Raw genomic sequence first — 16347 nt, forward strand, 5'->3', positions numbered from 1 at the left:
TTAACGAAAGCTGACCGCCTCGCCCGCCTGTTGCGTGGCGGCGGTTTCCAGCAGATCCCAGAAGCGTTCGCCGCTGCGATCGCAAATCCATTCGTCGTTTTTATAATCGAAGTGATAACCGCCCTGTTTGGTCGCCAGCCACACCTGATGCAGCGGCTCCTGACGGTTGATAATGATTTTGCTGCCGTTTTCAAACGAGAGCGTCAGCACGCCGCCGTTGATTTCGCAGTCGATATCGCTGTCGCCATCCCACGCGTCGAGACGCTCTTCAATGGTCATCCACAGGCCGTCGGCCAGGCGGTGAAATTCACTGTCGTTCATGTTGGTTTCCTGTTGTACGCGATGGCGGCAGTATAAAAGCAATAGCCGGGAATAGAAACCGGCGGGCGGAACGGCTTTTGTGTCATCCGGCGTTACGCAAACTCTTGCTTTTGCATGTTCACCTGCGATGATAGAAAACAGATGAATGAACAACAGGCACCGATAAATGAAAACGATTTTTCGCTCTCTGGCAGTGATGCTGACGCTGTTTAGCCTCACCGGATGCGGTCTGAAAGGCCCGCTTTACTTCCCGCCAGCAGACAGCAAGGCCCAGCCGCAAAAAGCGCCGGAACAGCAAACCGAGACGACCATCCCGGACACCAACAACCGTGGCGATACCGATGGCCCGACGCAGGTCAGCAGGCAGTAACCGACTCGTAACCGCGCAAACGGAGTACAACAATGCAGTTCTCTAAAATGCATGGCCTGGGTAACGACTTTATGGTCGTGGACGCGGTGACGCAAAACGTCTTCTTTTCGCCTGAGATGATCCGCCGCCTGGCGGACAGGCATCAGGGCGTGGGGTTCGATCAGCTGCTGGTGGTCGAACCGCCTTACGATCCCGATCTCGATTTTCACTACCGCATTTTTAACGCCGACGGCAGCGAAGTGGCGCAATGCGGCAACGGCGCGCGCTGTTTCGCCCGTTTCGTGCGCCTCAAAGGGCTGACCAACAAACGGGAAATCCGCGTCAGCACCGCGAACGGCCGCATGGTGTTAACGGTTAATGAAGATGAACTGGTGCGCGTGAACATGGGCGAGCCGGTTTTCGAACCCTCGCTGGTGCCGTTTCGCGCCAATAAAGCCGAGAAGACCTACATCATGCGCGCCGCCGAGCAAACGGTGCTGTGCGGCGTGGTGTCGATGGGCAACCCGCACTGCGTGATTCAGGTCGATGACGTCGCCACCGCGCCGGTGGAGACGCTCGGGCCGCTGATGGAAAGCCATGAGCGCTTCCCGGAGCGCGCCAACATCGGTTTTATGCAGGTGATGAATACCGAACACATCCGGCTGCGCGTGTTTGAGCGCGGCGCCGGCGAAACGCAGGCCTGCGGCAGCGGCGCGTGCGGCGCGGTCGCGGTCGGCATTCAGCAGGGGCTGCTGGCCGCCCAGGTGCGTGTCGACTTGCCTGGCGGTCGGCTCGATATCGCCTGGAAGGGGCCTGGCAACCCGCTCTTTATGACCGGCCCCGCCACCCACGTTTATGATGGATTTATTCACTTATGAGTAAGGCTGGAGAACAGCAGGAGACGCTGGCGACGCTTGATGACGACGCGGTGCTCGACTATCTGCTGCGCCATCCCGATTTTTTTATCCGCAACGCCGCGATGGTGGAGCAGATCCGCGTGCCGCACCCGGTGCGCGGAACCGTTTCGCTGGTGGAGTGGCACATGGCGCGCGCGCGTAACCACATCAACGAACTGGAGGAAAACATGACGTTGTTGATGGAGCAGGCGAGCGCCAACGAAGGGTTATTTTATCGCCTGTTGAAATTGCAGGGGCGGCTCGCCTGCGCCGGCAGTCTTCAGGAGATGCTGGAGCGGCTCAACCGCTGGGCGCGCGATATGGGGCTTGCGGGCGCGAATATTCGCCTGTTCCCGGAGCGTTGGCGGCTTGGCGCGCCCTCCGGCTTCACGCATCTGGCGCTGTCGCGTCAGGCGTTCGAACCGGTGCGTATTCAGCGTCTCGGCCAGCAGACGCACTACCTGGGAACGCTGAACGGCCCGGAACTGCTGGTGGTATTGCCGGAGGCGAAAGCCGTCGGGTCGGTGGCGATGTCGCTGCTCGGCGAACATGGCGAGCTCGGCGTGCTGATTTTCAGCAGCCGCGACCCGCAGCATTATCAGCAAGGTCAGGGCACGCAACTGCTGCATGAGCTGTCGCTGATGCTGCCCGATCTGCTTGCACGCTGGATAGAGCGCGTATGACCGACTCGCCGCTGCACCCGCCCATTGCGCGCTTTCTGCGTTATCTGAAAGTGGAGCGCCAGTTAAGCCCCGTGACGCTGCTTAATTATGAGCGGCAGCTGGCCGCGATGGTGGCGCTGGCGGGCGAGGCGGGGCTTAAAAGCTGGGCGCAGTGCGACGCCGCGATGGTTCGATCGCTTGCGGTACGCAGTCGTCGCGCCGGGCTGGGGCCGTCCAGCCTGGCGCTGCGTCTCTCGGCGCTGCGCAGCTTTTTCGACTGGCAGGTGAGCCAGGGCGAGCTGAAAGCGAACCCGGCGAAAGGCGTCAGCACGCCGAAAACGCCGCGCCATCTGCCGAAAAATATTGATGTTGATGACGTTAACCGACTGCTGGATATCGATCTTAACGATCCGCTGGCGGTCCGCGATCGCGCGATGCTGGAAATCATGTACGGCGCCGGGCTGCGTCTTTCCGAGCTGGTCAATATCGACTGTCGTTATCTCGATCTCGCCAGCGGCGAAGTCTGGGTGATGGGGAAAGGCAGCAAAGAGCGGCGCCTGCCGATAGGCCGCAGCGCCGTTGCCTGGATTGAACACTGGCTTAACCTGCGTGAGCTGTTTGGCCCTGACGACGACGCGCTGTTTTTATCAAAACAAGGCAAGCGCATCTCGGCGCGTAACGTGCAAAAACGCTTTGCGGAGTGGGGCATCAAACAGGGGCTGAACAGCCATGTTCACCCCCATAAGCTGCGGCACTCTTTCGCGACACATATGCTGGAATCCAGCGGCGATCTGCGCGCGGTCCAGGAGCTGCTGGGCCACGCTAATCTCTCGACCACCCAGATCTATACGCATCTTGATTTCCAGCATCTGGCTTCGGTCTACGACGCGGCGCACCCACGCGCCAGACGAGGAAAACCGTAATGTACTTTTACCGTCCGCTGGGCGCGATTGCCGCCCTGACGTTCGATCTCGACGATACGCTCTACGATAACCGCCCGGTTATCGCCCGTACCGAACAAGAGACGCTGGCGTTTATGCAGTGTTACCATCCGCGGCTCAGCGCGTTCACCGCCGCGGATTTGCACCGCGCCCGCGCGGCGCTGCGCCAGCAGGAGCCGGAGATCTATCACGACGTGACCGAATGGCGGCGGCGCGCCATTGAACAGGTGATGCTGGAAGCCGGGCTTTCCGCCCATGAGGCGTCTGAAGGCGCGAACGAGGCGATGCTGAACTTCGCCCGCTGGCGCAGCCGCATCGAGGTGCCTGAGGAAAATCTCGAGGCGTTGCAGCAGCTCGCGAAAAAGTGGCCGCTGGTGGCCATCACCAACGGCAACGCCGAGCCGGAACAGTTCGGCCTGGGCGGCCTGTTTCAGTTTGTGCTGCGCGCCGGGCCGCACGGCCGCGCCAAGCCGTACAGCGATATGTATCATCTGGCCGCGCAGAAGCTTGGCGTGGCGCCCGGGACTCTCCTGCACGTAGGCGACGACCTGACCACCGACGTGGCGGGCGCCATCCGCTCCGGCGTGCAGGCGTGCTGGATAAACCTGCTTGACGGCGACCTGATGCAGATAGATGACAGCCGCCTGTTGCCGCATCTGGAGATTTCGCGGTTGGCATCCCTGACCTCGCTGATATAATCATCACCACTCTGTATATAATTCCAGGCTTTTCGGCAGGCAGCATACGTATTGCTGCCTGATATCCCGTAAGCCTGGTCTGCGAGACGCCTGCGGGCGTTTTGTGTTTTTTCTGTTTTTAACGCGGCGGTGCCAATCAATGGACGTTTCTTACCTGCTCGACAGCCTTAACGATAAACAGCGCGAAGCCGTAGCCGCGCCGCGCAGCAATATGCTGGTGCTGGCGGGCGCGGGCAGCGGAAAGACGCGCGTGCTGGTGCATCGTATCGCCTGGCTGATGATGGTAGAAAACTGTTCGCCGTACTCCATCATGGCGGTGACCTTTACCAACAAAGCGGCGGCGGAGATGCGCCACCGTATCGGCCAGCTGATGGGCACCAGCCAGGGCGGCATGTGGGTCGGCACGTTCCACGGTCTCGCGCATCGCCTGCTGCGCGCGCACCATATGGACGCCAACCTGCCGCAGGATTTCCAGATCCTCGATAGCGAAGATCAGCTGCGTCTGCTCAAGCGTCTTATCAAGGCGATGAACCTCGACGAGAAGCAGTGGCCGCCGCGCCAGGCGATGTGGTACATCAACGGCAAAAAAGATGACGGCCTGCGCCCGCACCATATTCAGAGCTACGGCAACCCGGTAGAGCAGACCTGGCAGAAGGTGTATCAGGCGTATCAGGAAGCGTGCGACCGCGCGGGGCTGGTGGATTTCGCCGAGCTGCTGCTGCGCGCCCACGAGCTGTGGCTCAACAAACCGCATATCCTCAACCACTACCGCGAGCGCTTCACCAATATTCTGGTGGATGAGTTCCAGGACACCAACGGCATTCAGTACGCCTGGATCCGCCTGCTGGCGGGCGATACCGGCAAAGTGATGATCGTGGGCGACGATGACCAGTCGATCTACGGCTGGCGCGGCGCGCAGGTGGAAAATATCCAGCGCTTCCTGAACGATTTTCCGGGCGCGCAGACTATTCGTCTGGAGCAGAACTACCGCTCCACTAACAACATTCTTAACGCCGCGAACGCCCTGATCGCCAACAACGCGGGGCGTCTTGGCAAAGAGCTGTGGACCGACGGCAGCGACGGCGAGCCTATCTCGCTGTATTGCGCGTTCAACGAACTGGATGAAGCGCGCTTTGTGGTCAACCGCATCAAGGTCTGGCAGGAGAACGGCGGCGCGTTGCAGGATTGCGCCATTCTCTATCGCAGCAACGCCCAGTCGCGCGTGCTGGAAGAGGCGCTGTTACAGGCCAGCATGCCGTATCGTATCTACGGCGGCATGCGATTCTTCGAACGCCAGGAGATCAAAGACGCGCTCTCTTACCTGCGTCTTATCGCCAACCGTAACGACGACGCGGCCTTTGAGCGCGTGGTGAATACGCCGACGCGCGGCATCGGCGACCGCACGCTGGATGTCGTGCGCCAGACCGCGCGAGACCGCCAGCTGACGCTCTGGCAGGCGTGCCGCCAGCTGTTGCAGGAAAAAGCCCTGGCCGGCCGCGCCGCCAGCGCTTTGCAGCGTTTCCTTGAACTTATCGAGGCGCTGGCGCATGAAACCATCGATATGCCGCTGCATGTGCAGACCGACCGGGTGATTAAGGATTCCGGCCTGTGGCTGATGTATGAGCAGGAAAAAGGCGAGAAGGGCCAGGCGCGTATCGAAAACTTAGAGGAACTGGTGACGGCGACGCGCCAGTTCAGCTACAACGAAGAAGACGAAGATCTGATGCCGTTGCAGGCGTTTTTATCCCACGCGGCGCTGGAAGCGGGAGAAGGGCAGGCCGACGCCTGGCAGGACGCGGTGCAGCTGATGACGCTGCACTCCGCCAAAGGGCTGGAGTTCCCGCAGGTGTTTATCGTCGGTATGGAAGAGGGGATGTTCCCAAGCCAGATGTCGCTCGATGAAGGCGGCCGTCTGGAAGAGGAGCGACGCCTGGCCTATGTGGGCGTCACCCGCGCCATGCAGAAGCTGACGCTCACCTATGCGGAAACCCGTCGCCTGTACGGCAAAGAGGCGTATCACCGTCCGTCGCGCTTTATCGCCGAACTGCCGGAAGGCTGTGTGGAAGAGGTGCGCCTGCGCGCGAGCGTCAGCCGTCCGGTCAGCCATAAGCAGCTGGGCGCGCCGATAGCGCAGAACGATTCCGGCTATAAGCTCGGTCAGCGCGTGCGTCACCCGAAATTCGGCGAAGGCACCATCGTGAATCTCGAAGGCAGCGGCGAACACAGCCGGTTGCAGGTGGCGTTCAACGGTCAGGGCATCAAATGGCTGGTGGCCGCTTACGCGCGCCTCGAAACCGTCTGACCTGTTTCTGAGAAAGCTTACCAGGCCGCTGGCGCGTCGCGTCGGCGGCCTTTTTTATTTCTTCACGCCGCGCTGGATTTTCTGTCATCTGGCGCGGCGATAATCCCCCGGGAATGGCAGGAAGCGGAGCGTGAAAACGGTCCGGCAAAACGCGCCCGCAGGCACTATAATTCCTGTCAATCATTGAGGTGTTTTATCTTAAGTGTACGTGTTGACGCCTAATTTTTGGTGGCGTAACATGCGCCCACGATTACGCTAAGAGGACATTCGCCTTGGACACACCCAGTAGATGCTGGCTCAAAAACCTGTCAAACAGGAACAACTCCTAAGGCTATCCTCTTACGCTGATGGCCTTAGTGGTTGTCAGCGACCGTTTTCTCTCCCGTCGCGCTGAGTCAGGCTGTTTAATGGTCTGAAACCCCATCTGTTTCTGTGTGCCCAACCGAACTGTCCAGAATTTGTTTTTTTGGGAGTCCCGGTCATGCTGAGCGCATTTCAACTGGAAAACAACAAACTGTCCCGCCTCGAAGTTGACGAGGCCGTTTCGCTGAAAGAGTCCATCTGGGTTGACCTGGTGGAGCCGGAAGAGAGCGAACGACAGCGCGTGCAAACGGAACTTGGCCAAAGCCTGGCGACACGCCCGGAACTGGAGGATATCGAAGCCTCCGCCCGCTTCTTTGAAGACGAAGACGGGCTGCATATTCACTCGTTTTTCTTTTATGAAGACGCGGAAGATCACGGCGGCAACTCCACCGTGGCGTTCACCATTCGTAACGGGCGGCTGTTTACGCTGCGCGAGCGCGAGCTGCCGGCGTTCCGGTTGTACCGCATGCGCGCGCGCAGCCAGTCGATGATGGACGGCAACGCCTATGAACTGCTGCTCGATCTCTTTGAAACCAAGATCGAACAGCTGGCGGACGAGATAGAAAACATCTACAGCGATCTCGAAAACCTGAGCCGCGTCATTATGGAAGGGCATCAGGGCGATGAATATGACGAGGCGCTGTCGACGCTGGCGGAGCTGGAAGATACCGGCTGGAAAGTGCGCCTGTGCCTGATGGATACCCAGCGCGCGCTGAACTTCCTGGTGCGCAAGGCGCGTCTGCCGGGCGGTCAGCTGGAGCAGGCGCGTGAGATCCTGCGCGATATCGAATCCCTGCTGCCGCATAACGAATCGCTGTTCCAGAAGGTGAACTTCCTGATGCAGGCGGCGATGGGTTTTATCAACATCGAGCAGAACCGCATCATCAAAATCTTCTCGGTGGTGTCCGTGGTCTTCCTGCCGCCGACGCTGGTGGCCTCCAGCTACGGAATGAACTTCGAATTTATGCCCGAGCTGCACTGGAGCTACGGCTACCCCGGCGCGATTGTCGCGATGCTGCTGGCGGGGCTGGCGCCTTACCTCTACTTCAAGCGTAAGAACTGGTTATAAAAGCAAAAAAGCCTCTTCCATGAAGAGGCTTTTTTCATAGTGCGAGACGCAGACCCTTACAGGCTCCAGTCCTGCTTGCCTTTGACTTTCAGATCGTAATACCAGGTATTGGTACGTACGGCAAAATAGATAGGTACGATATAGATCAGTCCTTTTATCCCCAGCAGCACGGTAATAAAACCGACGATGAAAAAGGCTATCACGCAAATAATACTTTTCTTCCAAAGGCCGAGGATAGCCAGATAAATGAAGGAGAAAAAGTAAGTGAAGAAATTGATCATCACCTTAAGGCGTGACATAAAGCCCATCTTTTTCAGCGCGCCGCTCCACTCCGGCGTCGGGAAAAGGATGCCGGGATAACCATGCTCCTCAATGAACGCAAAGCGCGTTTTCCATTTATCGCTTAGCTTCTCGTCTGCCATAAAGTCGTAGTGGTTTTTATTGTTTTCCATGCTGGACATCCTGAAGGCTCCTTAACGCCTGAAATTTTGCTGGGGTTAGCGACATTACCGCCCGATTTTATTGCGCTTTTTTTGCGGTGCCAGGCGCCGGGGCGGCCAGCAGCAGTAGCGTCATCACAACCTGAAAACTGCCGCCGAACGAAAGGTATTCTGTGCTGCCTGGCTCGAAACCGCGCAGGTAAGCGATGACTATCCCGGCAATCCACATTGCCAGTGAATAGAACAGGTAATTCCGGGCTTTCAGACCGGCGTCACGGGCACGCAGCGCGCCGGCGCGGTAATAGAGCCAGAGAGCAATTAAAAAGAGAACAAGCGCCACATCGTCAGGCGCGATCGCAAGTATGAGGCCCAGACCGAACAGCAAACCGAACAGCCATCCCAGATAAGGCAGGCGGCGCAGGGTGGCCGTGCGCGGCGGGAAAAAGAAAGCAAACAGGGCTGACATGAAAATACCTTTTGCGCCTCTGTTATCGCGAAACAGCAGATGGCGTAATGCATAAAGAGCGGATTATAGGTAAGGGGCCCCGGGTTGCAAGGCGCGCACCCCGGCTAAAATCAGTAGGTGAGAATCGTGATTATTTGGTGTAAGCGGCAGTAACAGGGCGTCAGTAACGCCCTGTTATACGACGGTTTATTAACGCTGGCGCAAACGCCGTTGGGTATAAAGCGCGTCCATAATAAATATCGCCAGCGCCAGCCAGATAAACCCGAAGGTCACCATTTTATCCGGCCCCGGCACTTCGCCGTAAAAGATAACCGCCAGCAGGAACATCAGCGTCGGGCCAATGTACTGGAAAAAACCAAGCGTGGAGAGGCGCAGGCGCGTCGCGGCGGCGGTAAAGCAGAGCAGCGGAATGGTCGTCACCACGCCCGCCGCCATCAGCAGGAGATTCAGCGACCATGGATTGCTGCCCATATGGCTGGTCGGACTGTCGGCGATGCCGAACAGGTAAACCGCCGCAACCGGCAGCAGCCACAGCGTTTCCATCAGCATGCCGGTCTGCGCGTCGACCATGATCTTTTTACGCACCAGGCCATAGAACGCGAAGCTAAAGGCGAGGCCGAGTGCGATAACCGGCAGCGAGCCGAACGTCCAGAGCTGCACCAGAACGCCGCAGGCCGCCAGCAACACCGCCAGCCACTGCATCCGGCGAAAGCGCTCGCCGAGAAAAATCATCCCCAGCAGCACATTCACCAGCGGGTTGATGAAATAGCCGAGGCTCGCCTCCAGCAGGTGATGGTTATTCACCGCCCAGATAAACAGCAGCCAGTTGCCGCCCACCAGCACGGCGCTGAGCGCCAGGCTGAAGACCTTTTTCGGCGTCGAAAACAGCCGCTTCACCGATCCCCACTGGCGGCTCAGGCTGATGAGCGCCAGCATAAAAAAGAAAGACCAGATTACGCGGTGCGTCAGGATTTCATCGGCGGGCACCGCCTGAATCAGTTTGAAATACGCGGGGGCAATGCCCCAGATAAAATAAGCGGCAAGCGCAAAGAACACGCCCTGACGCGTCTGTTTAGCATCCATGTAAAACTCTTGGCATGAGAAAAGTGTGAGCAGTTTATCAGTATTGCGCGGCTTACCCCACCATATAGGTGGCCGTGGCGCTGGCGATATACACCTGCTCTTCGTTGTGTAATTCGACGCGCGCCACCGCCACTTTATTACCCGCGCGCAGCAGCGTGCTGGAGGCGGTAAAGCGCTGGCCGCGGCCGGGCCGCAGGTAATCGACGCGCATATCAATCGTGCCCATCCGGGAGAGCCGCTGGCGCAGCTCCTCTTCGCTGATGCTGTCGTGGCGCGTGAGCGTACTGCCGACGCACACCAGGCCCGCCGCCACATCCAGCGCCGAGGCGATTGCCCCGCCGTGCAGAATGCTTTGTGCCCAGTTGCCCACCAGCATCGGCTGATTATTAAACGCGAGCTGGGCATATTCTTTTTCGTAACGTTCCAGCTCCAGCCCCAGGGCACGGTTAAAAGGCATGTGATAAACAAAGATTTCGCCGACCAGTTGCAGAGCCGCTTCCGGGGTCAGCAGTGTTGCGGACATGATGATTTCCTCGTCCAGAGAGAACAGGCACATAAGGTTAAATGAATGTTTATTTTATGCTTCCCATTTGTTGCTTTCCAGTTTAAGAAAGCAGGACTAAGCAGACACGAAATAAATATGTAGAATGTCTGCCGGATAATAATTCATCATCGAAATATTCGTTCAGGAGAACACTGCCGATGCGCACGTTTCTGGGTTGGTTTATGGCCGCAAGTTTGCTGCCATGCACAGCATTAGCACAGGAAGCGACTATGAAAGAGGTGCATGATGCGCCTGCCGTTCGCGGCAGCATCATCGCCAACCTGCTTCAGGATCACGATAACCCGTTTACGCTCTATCCATACGAGAGCAACTATCTGCTCTACACCGTGACCGATGACCTGAATAAAGAGGCGATTAAGTCTTACGACTGGACCGATAACGCCCGTAAAGATGAAGTGAAATTTCAGCTGAGCCTGGCGTTCCCGTTCTGGCGCGGCATTATGGGCCCGAATTCGGTGCTGGGCGCGTCCTATACCCAGAAATCCTGGTGGCAGCTTTCCAACAGCGGGCAGTCGTCGCCGTTTCGCGAAACCAACTATGAACCGCAGCTGTTCCTGGGCTTTGCGACCGATTACGAGCTGGCGGGCTGGACGCTGCGCGATGTGGAATTTGGTTATAACCACCAGTCGAATGGCCGCTCTGACCCAACTTCCCGTAGCTGGAACCGCCTCTATACGCGTCTGATGGCGCAGAACGGCGACTGGCTGGTGGAAGTGAAGCCGTGGTATGTGCTGGGCAACACCGACGACAACCCGGATATCACCAAATACATGGGTTATTACCAGCTCAAGGTGGGTTATCAGTGGGGCGAGGCTATCTGGAGCGTGAAGGGCCAGTATAACTGGAACACCGGCTACGGCGGCGCGGAGCTTGGCCTGAGCTACCCGATCACGAAACACGTGCGCCTCTACACCCAGTTGTACAGCGGTTATGGCGAATCGTTAATTGATTACAACTTTAACCAGACTCGCTTTGGCTTTGGGGTTATGCTTAACGATCTCTTCTGAGGCATTGCAGTTTCCGACGCAGGCGCTGAAAATAGCGCCTGTTTTATTTTCAGTATCTGGAGTGAGTGTGGCGCAGGCGGAAGTTTACAGTCAGGAAACGCTGGCTAAGCAGGTTTTACAGGAAACCTTTGGCTATCAGCAGTTCCGTCCAGGCCAGGCCACCATTATCGACGCGGTGCTTGAAGGGCGCGACTGCCTGGTGGTGATGCCCACCGGCGGCGGCAAATCGCTGTGTTATCAAATTCCGGCGCTGGTGAAAACCGGCCTGACCATCGTGGTTTCTCCGCTGATTTCTCTGATGAAAGACCAGGTCGATCAGCTTCTGGCGAACGGCGTGGCCGCGGCGTGTCTGAATTCGACGCAGAGCCGCGACGAGCAGCAGGCGGTGCTGGCGGGCTGTCGTACCGGAGAGGTGCGCCTGCTCTACATCGCGCCGGAAAGACTGATGATGGATAACTTCATCGACACCCTGGGCTACTGGGATCTGGCGATGGTGGCGGTAGATGAAGCGCACTGTATCTCCCAGTGGGGCCACGATTTCCGCCCGGAATACGCGGCGCTCGGGCAGCTGCGCGCGCGTTTCCCGGCGGTGCCGTTTATCGCGCTCACCGCTACGGCGGATGACACCACGCGGCGCGATATTGTTCGCCTGCTGGGCCTTGACGATCCGCTGATTGAAATCAGCAGTTTTGACCGCCCGAACATCCGCTACATGCTGATGGAAAAATTCAAACCGCTCGATCAGCTCATGCGCTATGTGCAGGAGCAGCGCGGTAAATCCGGCATCATCTACTGCAACAGCCGCGCGAAAGTGGAAGACACCGCCGCGCGCCTGCAAAGCCGCGGCATCAGCGCCGCCGCCTACCACGCGGGTCTCGAGCATGAGGTGCGCGCCTCGGTGCAGGAGAAATTCCAGCGCGATGATTTACAGATTGTCGTGGCGACCGTGGCCTTCGGCATGGGTATCAACAAGCCCAACGTGCGCTTTGTCGTGCACTTCGATATTCCCCGCAATATTGAATCCTACTACCAGGAGACGGGCCGCGCCGGGCGCGATGGCCTGCCTGCCGAGGCGATGCTGTTTTACGATCCGGCGGATATGGCGTGGCTGCGCCGCTGTCTGGAAGAAAAAGCGCCAGGCCCGCTCCAGGATATCGAGCGTCACAAGCTAAACGCGATGGGCGCGTTCGCCGAGGCGCAAACCTGCCGCCGTCTGGTGCTGCTGAACTATTTCGGCGAAGGACGCCAGGCGCCGTGCGGCAACTGCGATATCTGTCTCGATCCGCCGCGCCGTTACGATGGCCTGGTGGACGCGCAAAAGGCGCTGTCGGCTATCGCGCGCGTGGAGCAGCGCTTCGGGATGGGGTATGTGGTGGAGGTGCTGCGCGGCGCGAATAACCAGCGCATCCGCGAGCTCGGCCATGACAAGCTCAAGGTGTACGGCATCGGGCGCGATCAGAGCCAGGAGCACTGGGTCAGCGTTATCCGCCAGCTTATCCATCTGGGCGTGGTGACGCAGAACATTGCGCAGCACTCGGCCTTGCAGCTCACCGAAGCCGCGCGTCCGTTCCTGCGTGGCGAAGCGCCGCTGATGCTGGCGGTGCCGCGCGTCGCGGCGCTCAAACCGCGCGTGGCGCAGAAATCGTACGGCGGCAATTATGACCGCAAGCTGTTCGCGAAACTGCGCAAACTACGCAAAGCCATCGCCGATGAAGAAAACATTCCGCCGTATGTCGTCTTTAACGACGCGACGCTGATTGAAATGGCCGAGCAGATGCCGCTCAGCCCCGGCGAAATGCTCGGGATTAACGGCGTCGGCACCCGCAAACTGGAGCGCTTCGGCAGACCGTTTATGACGCTTATCCGCGAGCACGTCGACGGCGACGACGAAGAGTAGTCAGCCCCGCCCAAACATGCCAGGATGAATGTTCTCTGATTCTGACCTGGCAAACCTCTATGTTAACGCTGTTCTTTACCGTCGCGATGGTGCATCTGGTGGCGCTGGCAAGCCCCGGCCCCGACTTCTTTTTTGTCTCGCAAACGGCGGCCAGCCGCTCCCGCAAAGAGGCGCTGATGGGCGTGCTGGGCATTACCGCCGGCGTCATGGTGTGGTCCGGCGTGGCGCTGCTCGGCCTGCATCTGATCCTCGAAAAAATGGCCTGGCTGCATAACATCATTGTGGTGGGCGGCGGGCTTTATCTGTGCTGGATGGGTTATCAGATGCTGCGCGGGGCGCTGAAGAAAAGCGCGCCGACGGGCGAGGCGCCGCAAATTGAACTGGCGGCGCGCGGGCGCAGTTTCCTGAAAGGAATGCTGACCAACCTGGCGAACCCGAAAGCGGTTATCTACTTCGGCAGCGTTTTTTCACTGTTTGTTGGCGACAGCGTCGGCACCAGCGCCCGCTGGGGCATTTTCGTGCTGATAGCGCTGGAGACTTTCGCGTGGTTTGCGCTGGTGGCGAGCGTCTTTGCGCTGCCGAAAATGCGCAGTGGCTATCAGCGCCTCGCGAAGTGGATCGACGGCACCGCCGGCGCGCTGTTCACCGGCTTCGGCATTCATCTTATTATCTCTCGCTAATCAGGCGCGGCGCGCGGTGGCAAGCAGCGCGCCAATCAGCATAAACAGCGAACCAAAAACTTTATTTAAGGCCTTCATCTGATGCGGGCCTTTGATCCAGCCGCGAATCCGCGTGGCAAGCGTCGCGTAACCAATCATCACGATGATATCCACCACGATAGTCGTTACCCCGAGCACCACATACTGCATCGCCTGCGGCTGATGCGGCACGATAAACTGCGGGAACAGCGCGGCGAGAAACACGATGCTTTTCGGGTTAGTGAGATTCACAAACACCGCGCGTTTAAACAGCCTGCTGCGCGGCTGGCTCTGCGCGAGCGCATTGAGATCGATGGCGCCCGCGGCGCGCCACTGCTGAATGCCAAGCCAGATAAGATACGCGGCGCCCGCCCATTTCAGGATTTCAAAGGCCATCAGGGAGCGGGAGAACAGCGCGCCCAACCCAATGCCGACCAGCACGATATGCAGCGCAAGACCGGTCTGTAACCCGGCGATAGACGCCGCCGCGCCGCGATACCCGTGGCTGATGGCGGTGCTCATGGTATTAATGGCGCCGGAACCCGGCGAGAGGCTAAGAATAAGGGTTGTCAGAAGGTAGGTACACCACCACTCGAAGGTCATGCGAAGCTCCCTGATTGCGCACTTTTATGCCACAATACGCTATTGTTGAGGTATGTGCTACGAATCACAAAAAAGCCCGGACAGGCGTGGATGCGGAGCAATAAGGACCATGACCAGACACAGGAACAGTTGGTTTTCACGGGAAGCCGGATTCGCGGCGTTCACGATGGGCGCGCTGACGGATTTCTGGCAACAGCGCGAAGAAGATGAGTTTTTGGGTGTTGATAACATTCCGGTGCGCTTTGTGCGTTTTCGTGCGGAAAACCACGATCGCGTCATCGTCGTCTGCCCCGGCCGCATCGAAACCTACGTAAAGTATGCGGAACTGGCATACGATCTGTTCCACTGCGGGTTTGATGTACTGATTATCGACCACCGCGGTCAGGGGCGTTCCGGGCGGTTGCTGGAAGACACCCATCGCGGTCACGTCGTAAACTTCAGCGATTATGTCGATGATTTCGAGCGTTTCTGGCAGCAGGAAGTCGCGCCGGGCCCGTGGCGGAAACGCTATCTGCTCGCGCATTCGATGGGCGGTGCCATTGGGACGTTATTCTTACTGCGCAACCCGAACGCGTTTGATGCCGTGGCGCTCTGCGCCCCCATGTTCGGCATCATTATTCGCCTGCCGGACTGGATGCTGCGCTCGATCCTCGACTGGGCGGAAGAGTACCCGTCGCTGCGCGATGGCTATGCCATCGGCACCGGACGCTGGCGACCGCTGCCTTTTAGTCTCAACATGCTGACGCACAGCCACGAGCGCTACCGGCGCAATCTGCGTTTTTATGCCGACGAACCGCAGCTGCGCGTCGGCGGACCGACATATCACTGGGTGCGGGAAGGCATCCAGGCAGGAGAACAGGTGCTGGCGGGGGCCACCGACAGCACCACGCCGCTATTGTTACTCCAGGCAGAGCTGGAACGTGTGGTGGATAACCGCTCGCACGACCGCTTCTGTGAACTTCGCGCCGCGGCGGGCCACCCATGTTGGGGGGGTAAACCTTACGTCATCAAAGGGGCGTACCATGAGATCCTGTTTGAGCAGGACGCTATGCGCGCCGAAGCGCTGAATGCCATTGTCGATTTCTTCGACGAGCATAACTGATTACCCGCGACCGGAGCGTTCGGTCGCTCCACCAGAGGTTGTTTTTATTATGTATCAGGTCGTTGCGTCTGATTTAGACGGCACACTCTTAGCCCCTGACCATGCACTGACGCCGTTTGCCAAACAAACGCTCAAATTACTGACCGCCCGCGGCGTGAACTTTGTCTTCGCCACCGGCCGCCACCATATCGACGTCGGCCAGATCCGCGACGGCCTTGAGATCAAGGCCTATATGATCACCTCCAACGGCGCGCGGGTGCACGACACCGACGGCAATCTTGTCTTTACCCATAACCTTGATACCGACATCGCCGCCGATCTGTTCGGCGTGGTGCGCGATAACCCCGATATCATCACCAACGTCTATCGCGACGACGAATGGTTTATGAGCCGCGAGCGCCCGGACGAGCTGAAATATTTTAAAGAAGCGGTCTTTAAATATTCGTTGTTCGAACCTGCGCTGCTGGAGCCGCAGGGCGTCAGCAAAGTCTTCTTCACCTGCGACGTTCACGAAAAGCTGTTACCGCTGGAGCAGGCCATTAACGCCCGCTGGGGCGATCGCGTTAACGTGAGCTTTTCCACGCTTACCTGCCTTGAAGTGATGGCGGGCGGCGTGTCCAAAGGCCACGCGCTGGAGGCGGTCGCTAAAGCGATCGGCTTCGGGCTGGAGTCCTGCATCGCGTTCGGCGACGGGATGAACGACGCGGAGATGCTTTCAATGGCGGGCAAGGGCTGCATCATGGGCAACGCGCACCAGCGCCTGAAAGATCTGCTGCCGGAGCTGGAAGTGATCGGCACCAACGCCGAAGACGCCGTGCCGCACTACCTGCGTAAACTGTTTCTGGATTAATCATCAGGGTGACAAGTGGTTTATCGCTAACCACT

The 16347-nt window shown here is 58.6% G+C and carries 19 protein-coding genes; 13 read left to right on the forward strand and 6 right to left on the reverse strand.

Annotation, left to right across the window (positions count from 1 at the left end; translation table 11 throughout):
* Positions 1-321: an iron donor protein CyaY gene (cyaY, locus tag AFK65_RS01290; RefSeq protein WP_007704482.1), complete on the reverse strand. Its 321-nt coding sequence runs from the start codon at positions 319-321 to the stop codon at positions 1-3.
* A gap of 166 nt (positions 322-487) precedes the next feature.
* Between cyaY and lptM the strand changes: the two genes are divergently transcribed.
* The 8 genes from lptM to corA all read left to right on the forward strand — a co-directional run bounded on the left by lptM (position 488) and on the right by corA (position 7601).
* Positions 488-691: an LPS translocon maturation chaperone LptM gene (gene lptM, locus AFK65_RS01295; RefSeq protein ID WP_004388423.1), complete on the forward strand. Its 204-nt coding sequence runs from the start codon at positions 488-490 to the stop codon at positions 689-691.
* A 32-nt stretch (positions 692-723) separates the two neighbouring features.
* Positions 724-1548 (forward strand): diaminopimelate epimerase, encoded by an 825-nt coding sequence (gene dapF, locus AFK65_RS01300; RefSeq protein WP_038858301.1) that lies wholly within the window; start codon positions 724-726, stop codon positions 1546-1548.
* Positions 1545-2249 carry a DUF484 domain-containing protein gene (locus AFK65_RS01305; RefSeq protein WP_038858299.1) on the forward strand — a complete coding sequence of 235 codons (705 nt, stop codon included), beginning with the start codon at positions 1545-1547 and terminating at the stop codon, positions 2247-2249. Before dapF ends, AFK65_RS01305 begins: the two co-directional genes overlap by 4 nt.
* Entirely contained in the window at positions 2246-3151 is a 906-nt protein-coding gene (xerC, locus tag AFK65_RS01310) for a tyrosine recombinase XerC (RefSeq protein WP_007704492.1), read from the forward strand. The genes AFK65_RS01305 and xerC overlap by 4 nt, the downstream gene beginning before the upstream one ends.
* Positions 3151-3867, forward strand: a complete 717-nt coding sequence (gene yigB, locus AFK65_RS01315; protein ID WP_038858295.1) for a 5-amino-6-(5-phospho-D-ribitylamino)uracil phosphatase YigB — start codon at positions 3151-3153, stop codon at positions 3865-3867. The genes xerC and yigB overlap by 1 nt, the downstream gene beginning before the upstream one ends.
* Positions 3868-4006: 139 nt before the next feature.
* Positions 4007-6169: a DNA helicase II gene (gene uvrD, locus AFK65_RS01320; RefSeq protein WP_004388416.1), complete on the forward strand. Its 2163-nt coding sequence runs from the start codon at positions 4007-4009 to the stop codon at positions 6167-6169.
* A gap of 272 nt (positions 6170-6441) precedes the next feature.
* On the forward strand, positions 6442-6498 hold the full coding sequence (ysgD, locus tag AFK65_RS22395; RefSeq protein ID WP_350338730.1) for a YsgD/CorL family protein: 57 nt from the start codon (positions 6442-6444) through the stop codon (positions 6496-6498).
* A gap of 152 nt (positions 6499-6650) precedes the next feature.
* On the forward strand, positions 6651-7601 hold the full coding sequence (corA, locus tag AFK65_RS01325) for a magnesium/cobalt transporter CorA (protein ID WP_038858294.1): 951 nt from the start codon (positions 6651-6653) through the stop codon (positions 7599-7601).
* Between the two features lie 56 nt (positions 7602-7657).
* Here corA and AFK65_RS01330 read toward each other — a convergent pair whose 3' ends face one another.
* The 4 genes from AFK65_RS01330 to yigI form a co-directional block, all read right to left on the reverse strand.
* A complete protein-coding gene (locus tag AFK65_RS01330) occupies positions 7658-8062 on the reverse strand; it encodes a DUF2628 domain-containing protein (RefSeq protein ID WP_007704507.1) in 405 nt (134 codons plus the stop codon).
* Positions 8063-8120: 58 nt separating this feature from the next.
* The gene (locus tag AFK65_RS01335; protein ID WP_038858293.1) at positions 8121-8507 is read right to left on the reverse strand and encodes a hypothetical protein; all 387 of its coding nucleotides are present in this window, start codon (positions 8505-8507) and stop codon (positions 8121-8123) included.
* 189 nt (positions 8508-8696) lie between these two features.
* Complete coding sequence (gene rarD / locus AFK65_RS01340) at positions 8697-9590, reverse strand: EamA family transporter RarD (protein ID WP_007704513.1); 894 nt, start codon at positions 9588-9590, stop codon at positions 8697-8699.
* 52 nt (positions 9591-9642) lie between these two features.
* Positions 9643-10113, reverse strand: coding sequence for an acyl-CoA thioesterase YigI (yigI, locus tag AFK65_RS01345; protein WP_004388411.1), 471 nt, complete (start codon positions 10111-10113; stop codon positions 9643-9645).
* Between the two features lie 179 nt (positions 10114-10292).
* On the opposite strand from yigI, the gene pldA reads away from it, so the two are divergent.
* The 3 genes from pldA (at position 10293) to rhtC (ending at position 13739) form a co-directional block, all read left to right on the forward strand.
* The gene (pldA, locus tag AFK65_RS01350) at positions 10293-11162 is read left to right on the forward strand and encodes a phospholipase A (RefSeq protein ID WP_038858292.1); all 870 of its coding nucleotides are present in this window, start codon (positions 10293-10295) and stop codon (positions 11160-11162) included.
* Positions 11163-11229: 67 nt separating this feature from the next.
* Entirely contained in the window at positions 11230-13059 is a 1830-nt protein-coding gene (recQ, locus tag AFK65_RS01355) for an ATP-dependent DNA helicase RecQ (RefSeq protein ID WP_007704523.1), read from the forward strand.
* A gap of 59 nt (positions 13060-13118) precedes the next feature.
* Positions 13119-13739: a threonine export protein RhtC gene (rhtC, locus tag AFK65_RS01360; protein ID WP_007704524.1), complete on the forward strand. Its 621-nt coding sequence runs from the start codon at positions 13119-13121 to the stop codon at positions 13737-13739.
* Here rhtC and rhtB read toward each other — a convergent pair whose 3' ends face one another.
* Positions 13740-14360, reverse strand: a complete 621-nt coding sequence (gene rhtB, locus AFK65_RS01365) for a homoserine/homoserine lactone efflux protein (protein ID WP_032981557.1) — start codon at positions 14358-14360, stop codon at positions 13740-13742.
* A gap of 109 nt (positions 14361-14469) precedes the next feature.
* Here rhtB and pldB point away from each other — a divergent pair, with 109 nt between their 5' ends.
* The gene (gene pldB, locus AFK65_RS01370) at positions 14470-15462 is read left to right on the forward strand and encodes a lysophospholipase L2 (RefSeq protein WP_007704530.1); all 993 of its coding nucleotides are present in this window, start codon (positions 14470-14472) and stop codon (positions 15460-15462) included.
* A gap of 49 nt (positions 15463-15511) precedes the next feature.
* Positions 15512-16312: a sugar/pyridoxal phosphate phosphatase YigL gene (gene yigL, locus AFK65_RS01375; RefSeq protein WP_007704533.1), complete on the forward strand. Its 801-nt coding sequence runs from the start codon at positions 15512-15514 to the stop codon at positions 16310-16312.
* Positions 16313-16347: the final 35 nt, after the last annotated feature.

The organism is Cronobacter universalis NCTC 9529 (assembly GCF_001277175.1).
Classification (GTDB): Bacteria; Pseudomonadota; Gammaproteobacteria; order Enterobacterales; family Enterobacteriaceae; genus Cronobacter; species Cronobacter universalis.

What these genes read in the sequence shown, in the direction of transcription:
- dapF (WP_038858301.1), top strand. Translation starts at nt 724, where the DNA reads ATGCAGTTCTCTAAAATGCATGGCCTGGGTAACGACTTTATGGTCGTG.
- yigB (WP_038858295.1), top strand. Translation starts at nt 3,151, where the DNA reads ATGTACTTTTACCGTCCGCTGGGCGCGATTGCCGCCCTGACGTTCGAT.
- AFK65_RS01330 (WP_007704507.1), bottom strand. Translation starts at nt 8,062, where the DNA reads ATGTCCAGCATGGAAAACAATAAAAACCACTACGACTTTATGGCAGAC.
- corA (WP_038858294.1), top strand. Translation starts at nt 6,651, where the DNA reads ATGCTGAGCGCATTTCAACTGGAAAACAACAAACTGTCCCGCCTCGAA.
- rhtC (WP_007704524.1), top strand. Translation starts at nt 13,119, where the DNA reads ATGTTAACGCTGTTCTTTACCGTCGCGATGGTGCATCTGGTGGCGCTG.
- pldB (WP_007704530.1), top strand. Translation starts at nt 14,470, where the DNA reads ATGACCAGACACAGGAACAGTTGGTTTTCACGGGAAGCCGGATTCGCG.
- rarD (WP_007704513.1), bottom strand. Translation starts at nt 9,590, where the DNA reads ATGGATGCTAAACAGACGCGTCAGGGCGTGTTCTTTGCGCTTGCCGCT.
- yigL (WP_007704533.1), top strand. Translation starts at nt 15,512, where the DNA reads ATGTATCAGGTCGTTGCGTCTGATTTAGACGGCACACTCTTAGCCCCT.
- AFK65_RS01335 (WP_038858293.1), bottom strand. Translation starts at nt 8,507, where the DNA reads ATGTCAGCCCTGTTTGCTTTCTTTTTCCCGCCGCGCACGGCCACCCTG.
- cyaY (WP_007704482.1), bottom strand. Translation starts at nt 321, where the DNA reads ATGAACGACAGTGAATTTCACCGCCTGGCCGACGGCCTGTGGATGACC.
- AFK65_RS01305 (WP_038858299.1), top strand. Translation starts at nt 1,545, where the DNA reads ATGAGTAAGGCTGGAGAACAGCAGGAGACGCTGGCGACGCTTGATGAC.
- lptM (WP_004388423.1), top strand. Translation starts at nt 488, where the DNA reads ATGAAAACGATTTTTCGCTCTCTGGCAGTGATGCTGACGCTGTTTAGC.
- yigI (WP_004388411.1), bottom strand. Translation starts at nt 10,113, where the DNA reads ATGTCCGCAACACTGCTGACCCCGGAAGCGGCTCTGCAACTGGTCGGC.
- pldA (WP_038858292.1), top strand. Translation starts at nt 10,293, where the DNA reads ATGCGCACGTTTCTGGGTTGGTTTATGGCCGCAAGTTTGCTGCCATGC.
- uvrD (WP_004388416.1), top strand. Translation starts at nt 4,007, where the DNA reads ATGGACGTTTCTTACCTGCTCGACAGCCTTAACGATAAACAGCGCGAA.
- xerC (WP_007704492.1), top strand. Translation starts at nt 2,246, where the DNA reads ATGACCGACTCGCCGCTGCACCCGCCCATTGCGCGCTTTCTGCGTTAT.
- rhtB (WP_032981557.1), bottom strand. Translation starts at nt 14,360, where the DNA reads ATGACCTTCGAGTGGTGGTGTACCTACCTTCTGACAACCCTTATTCTT.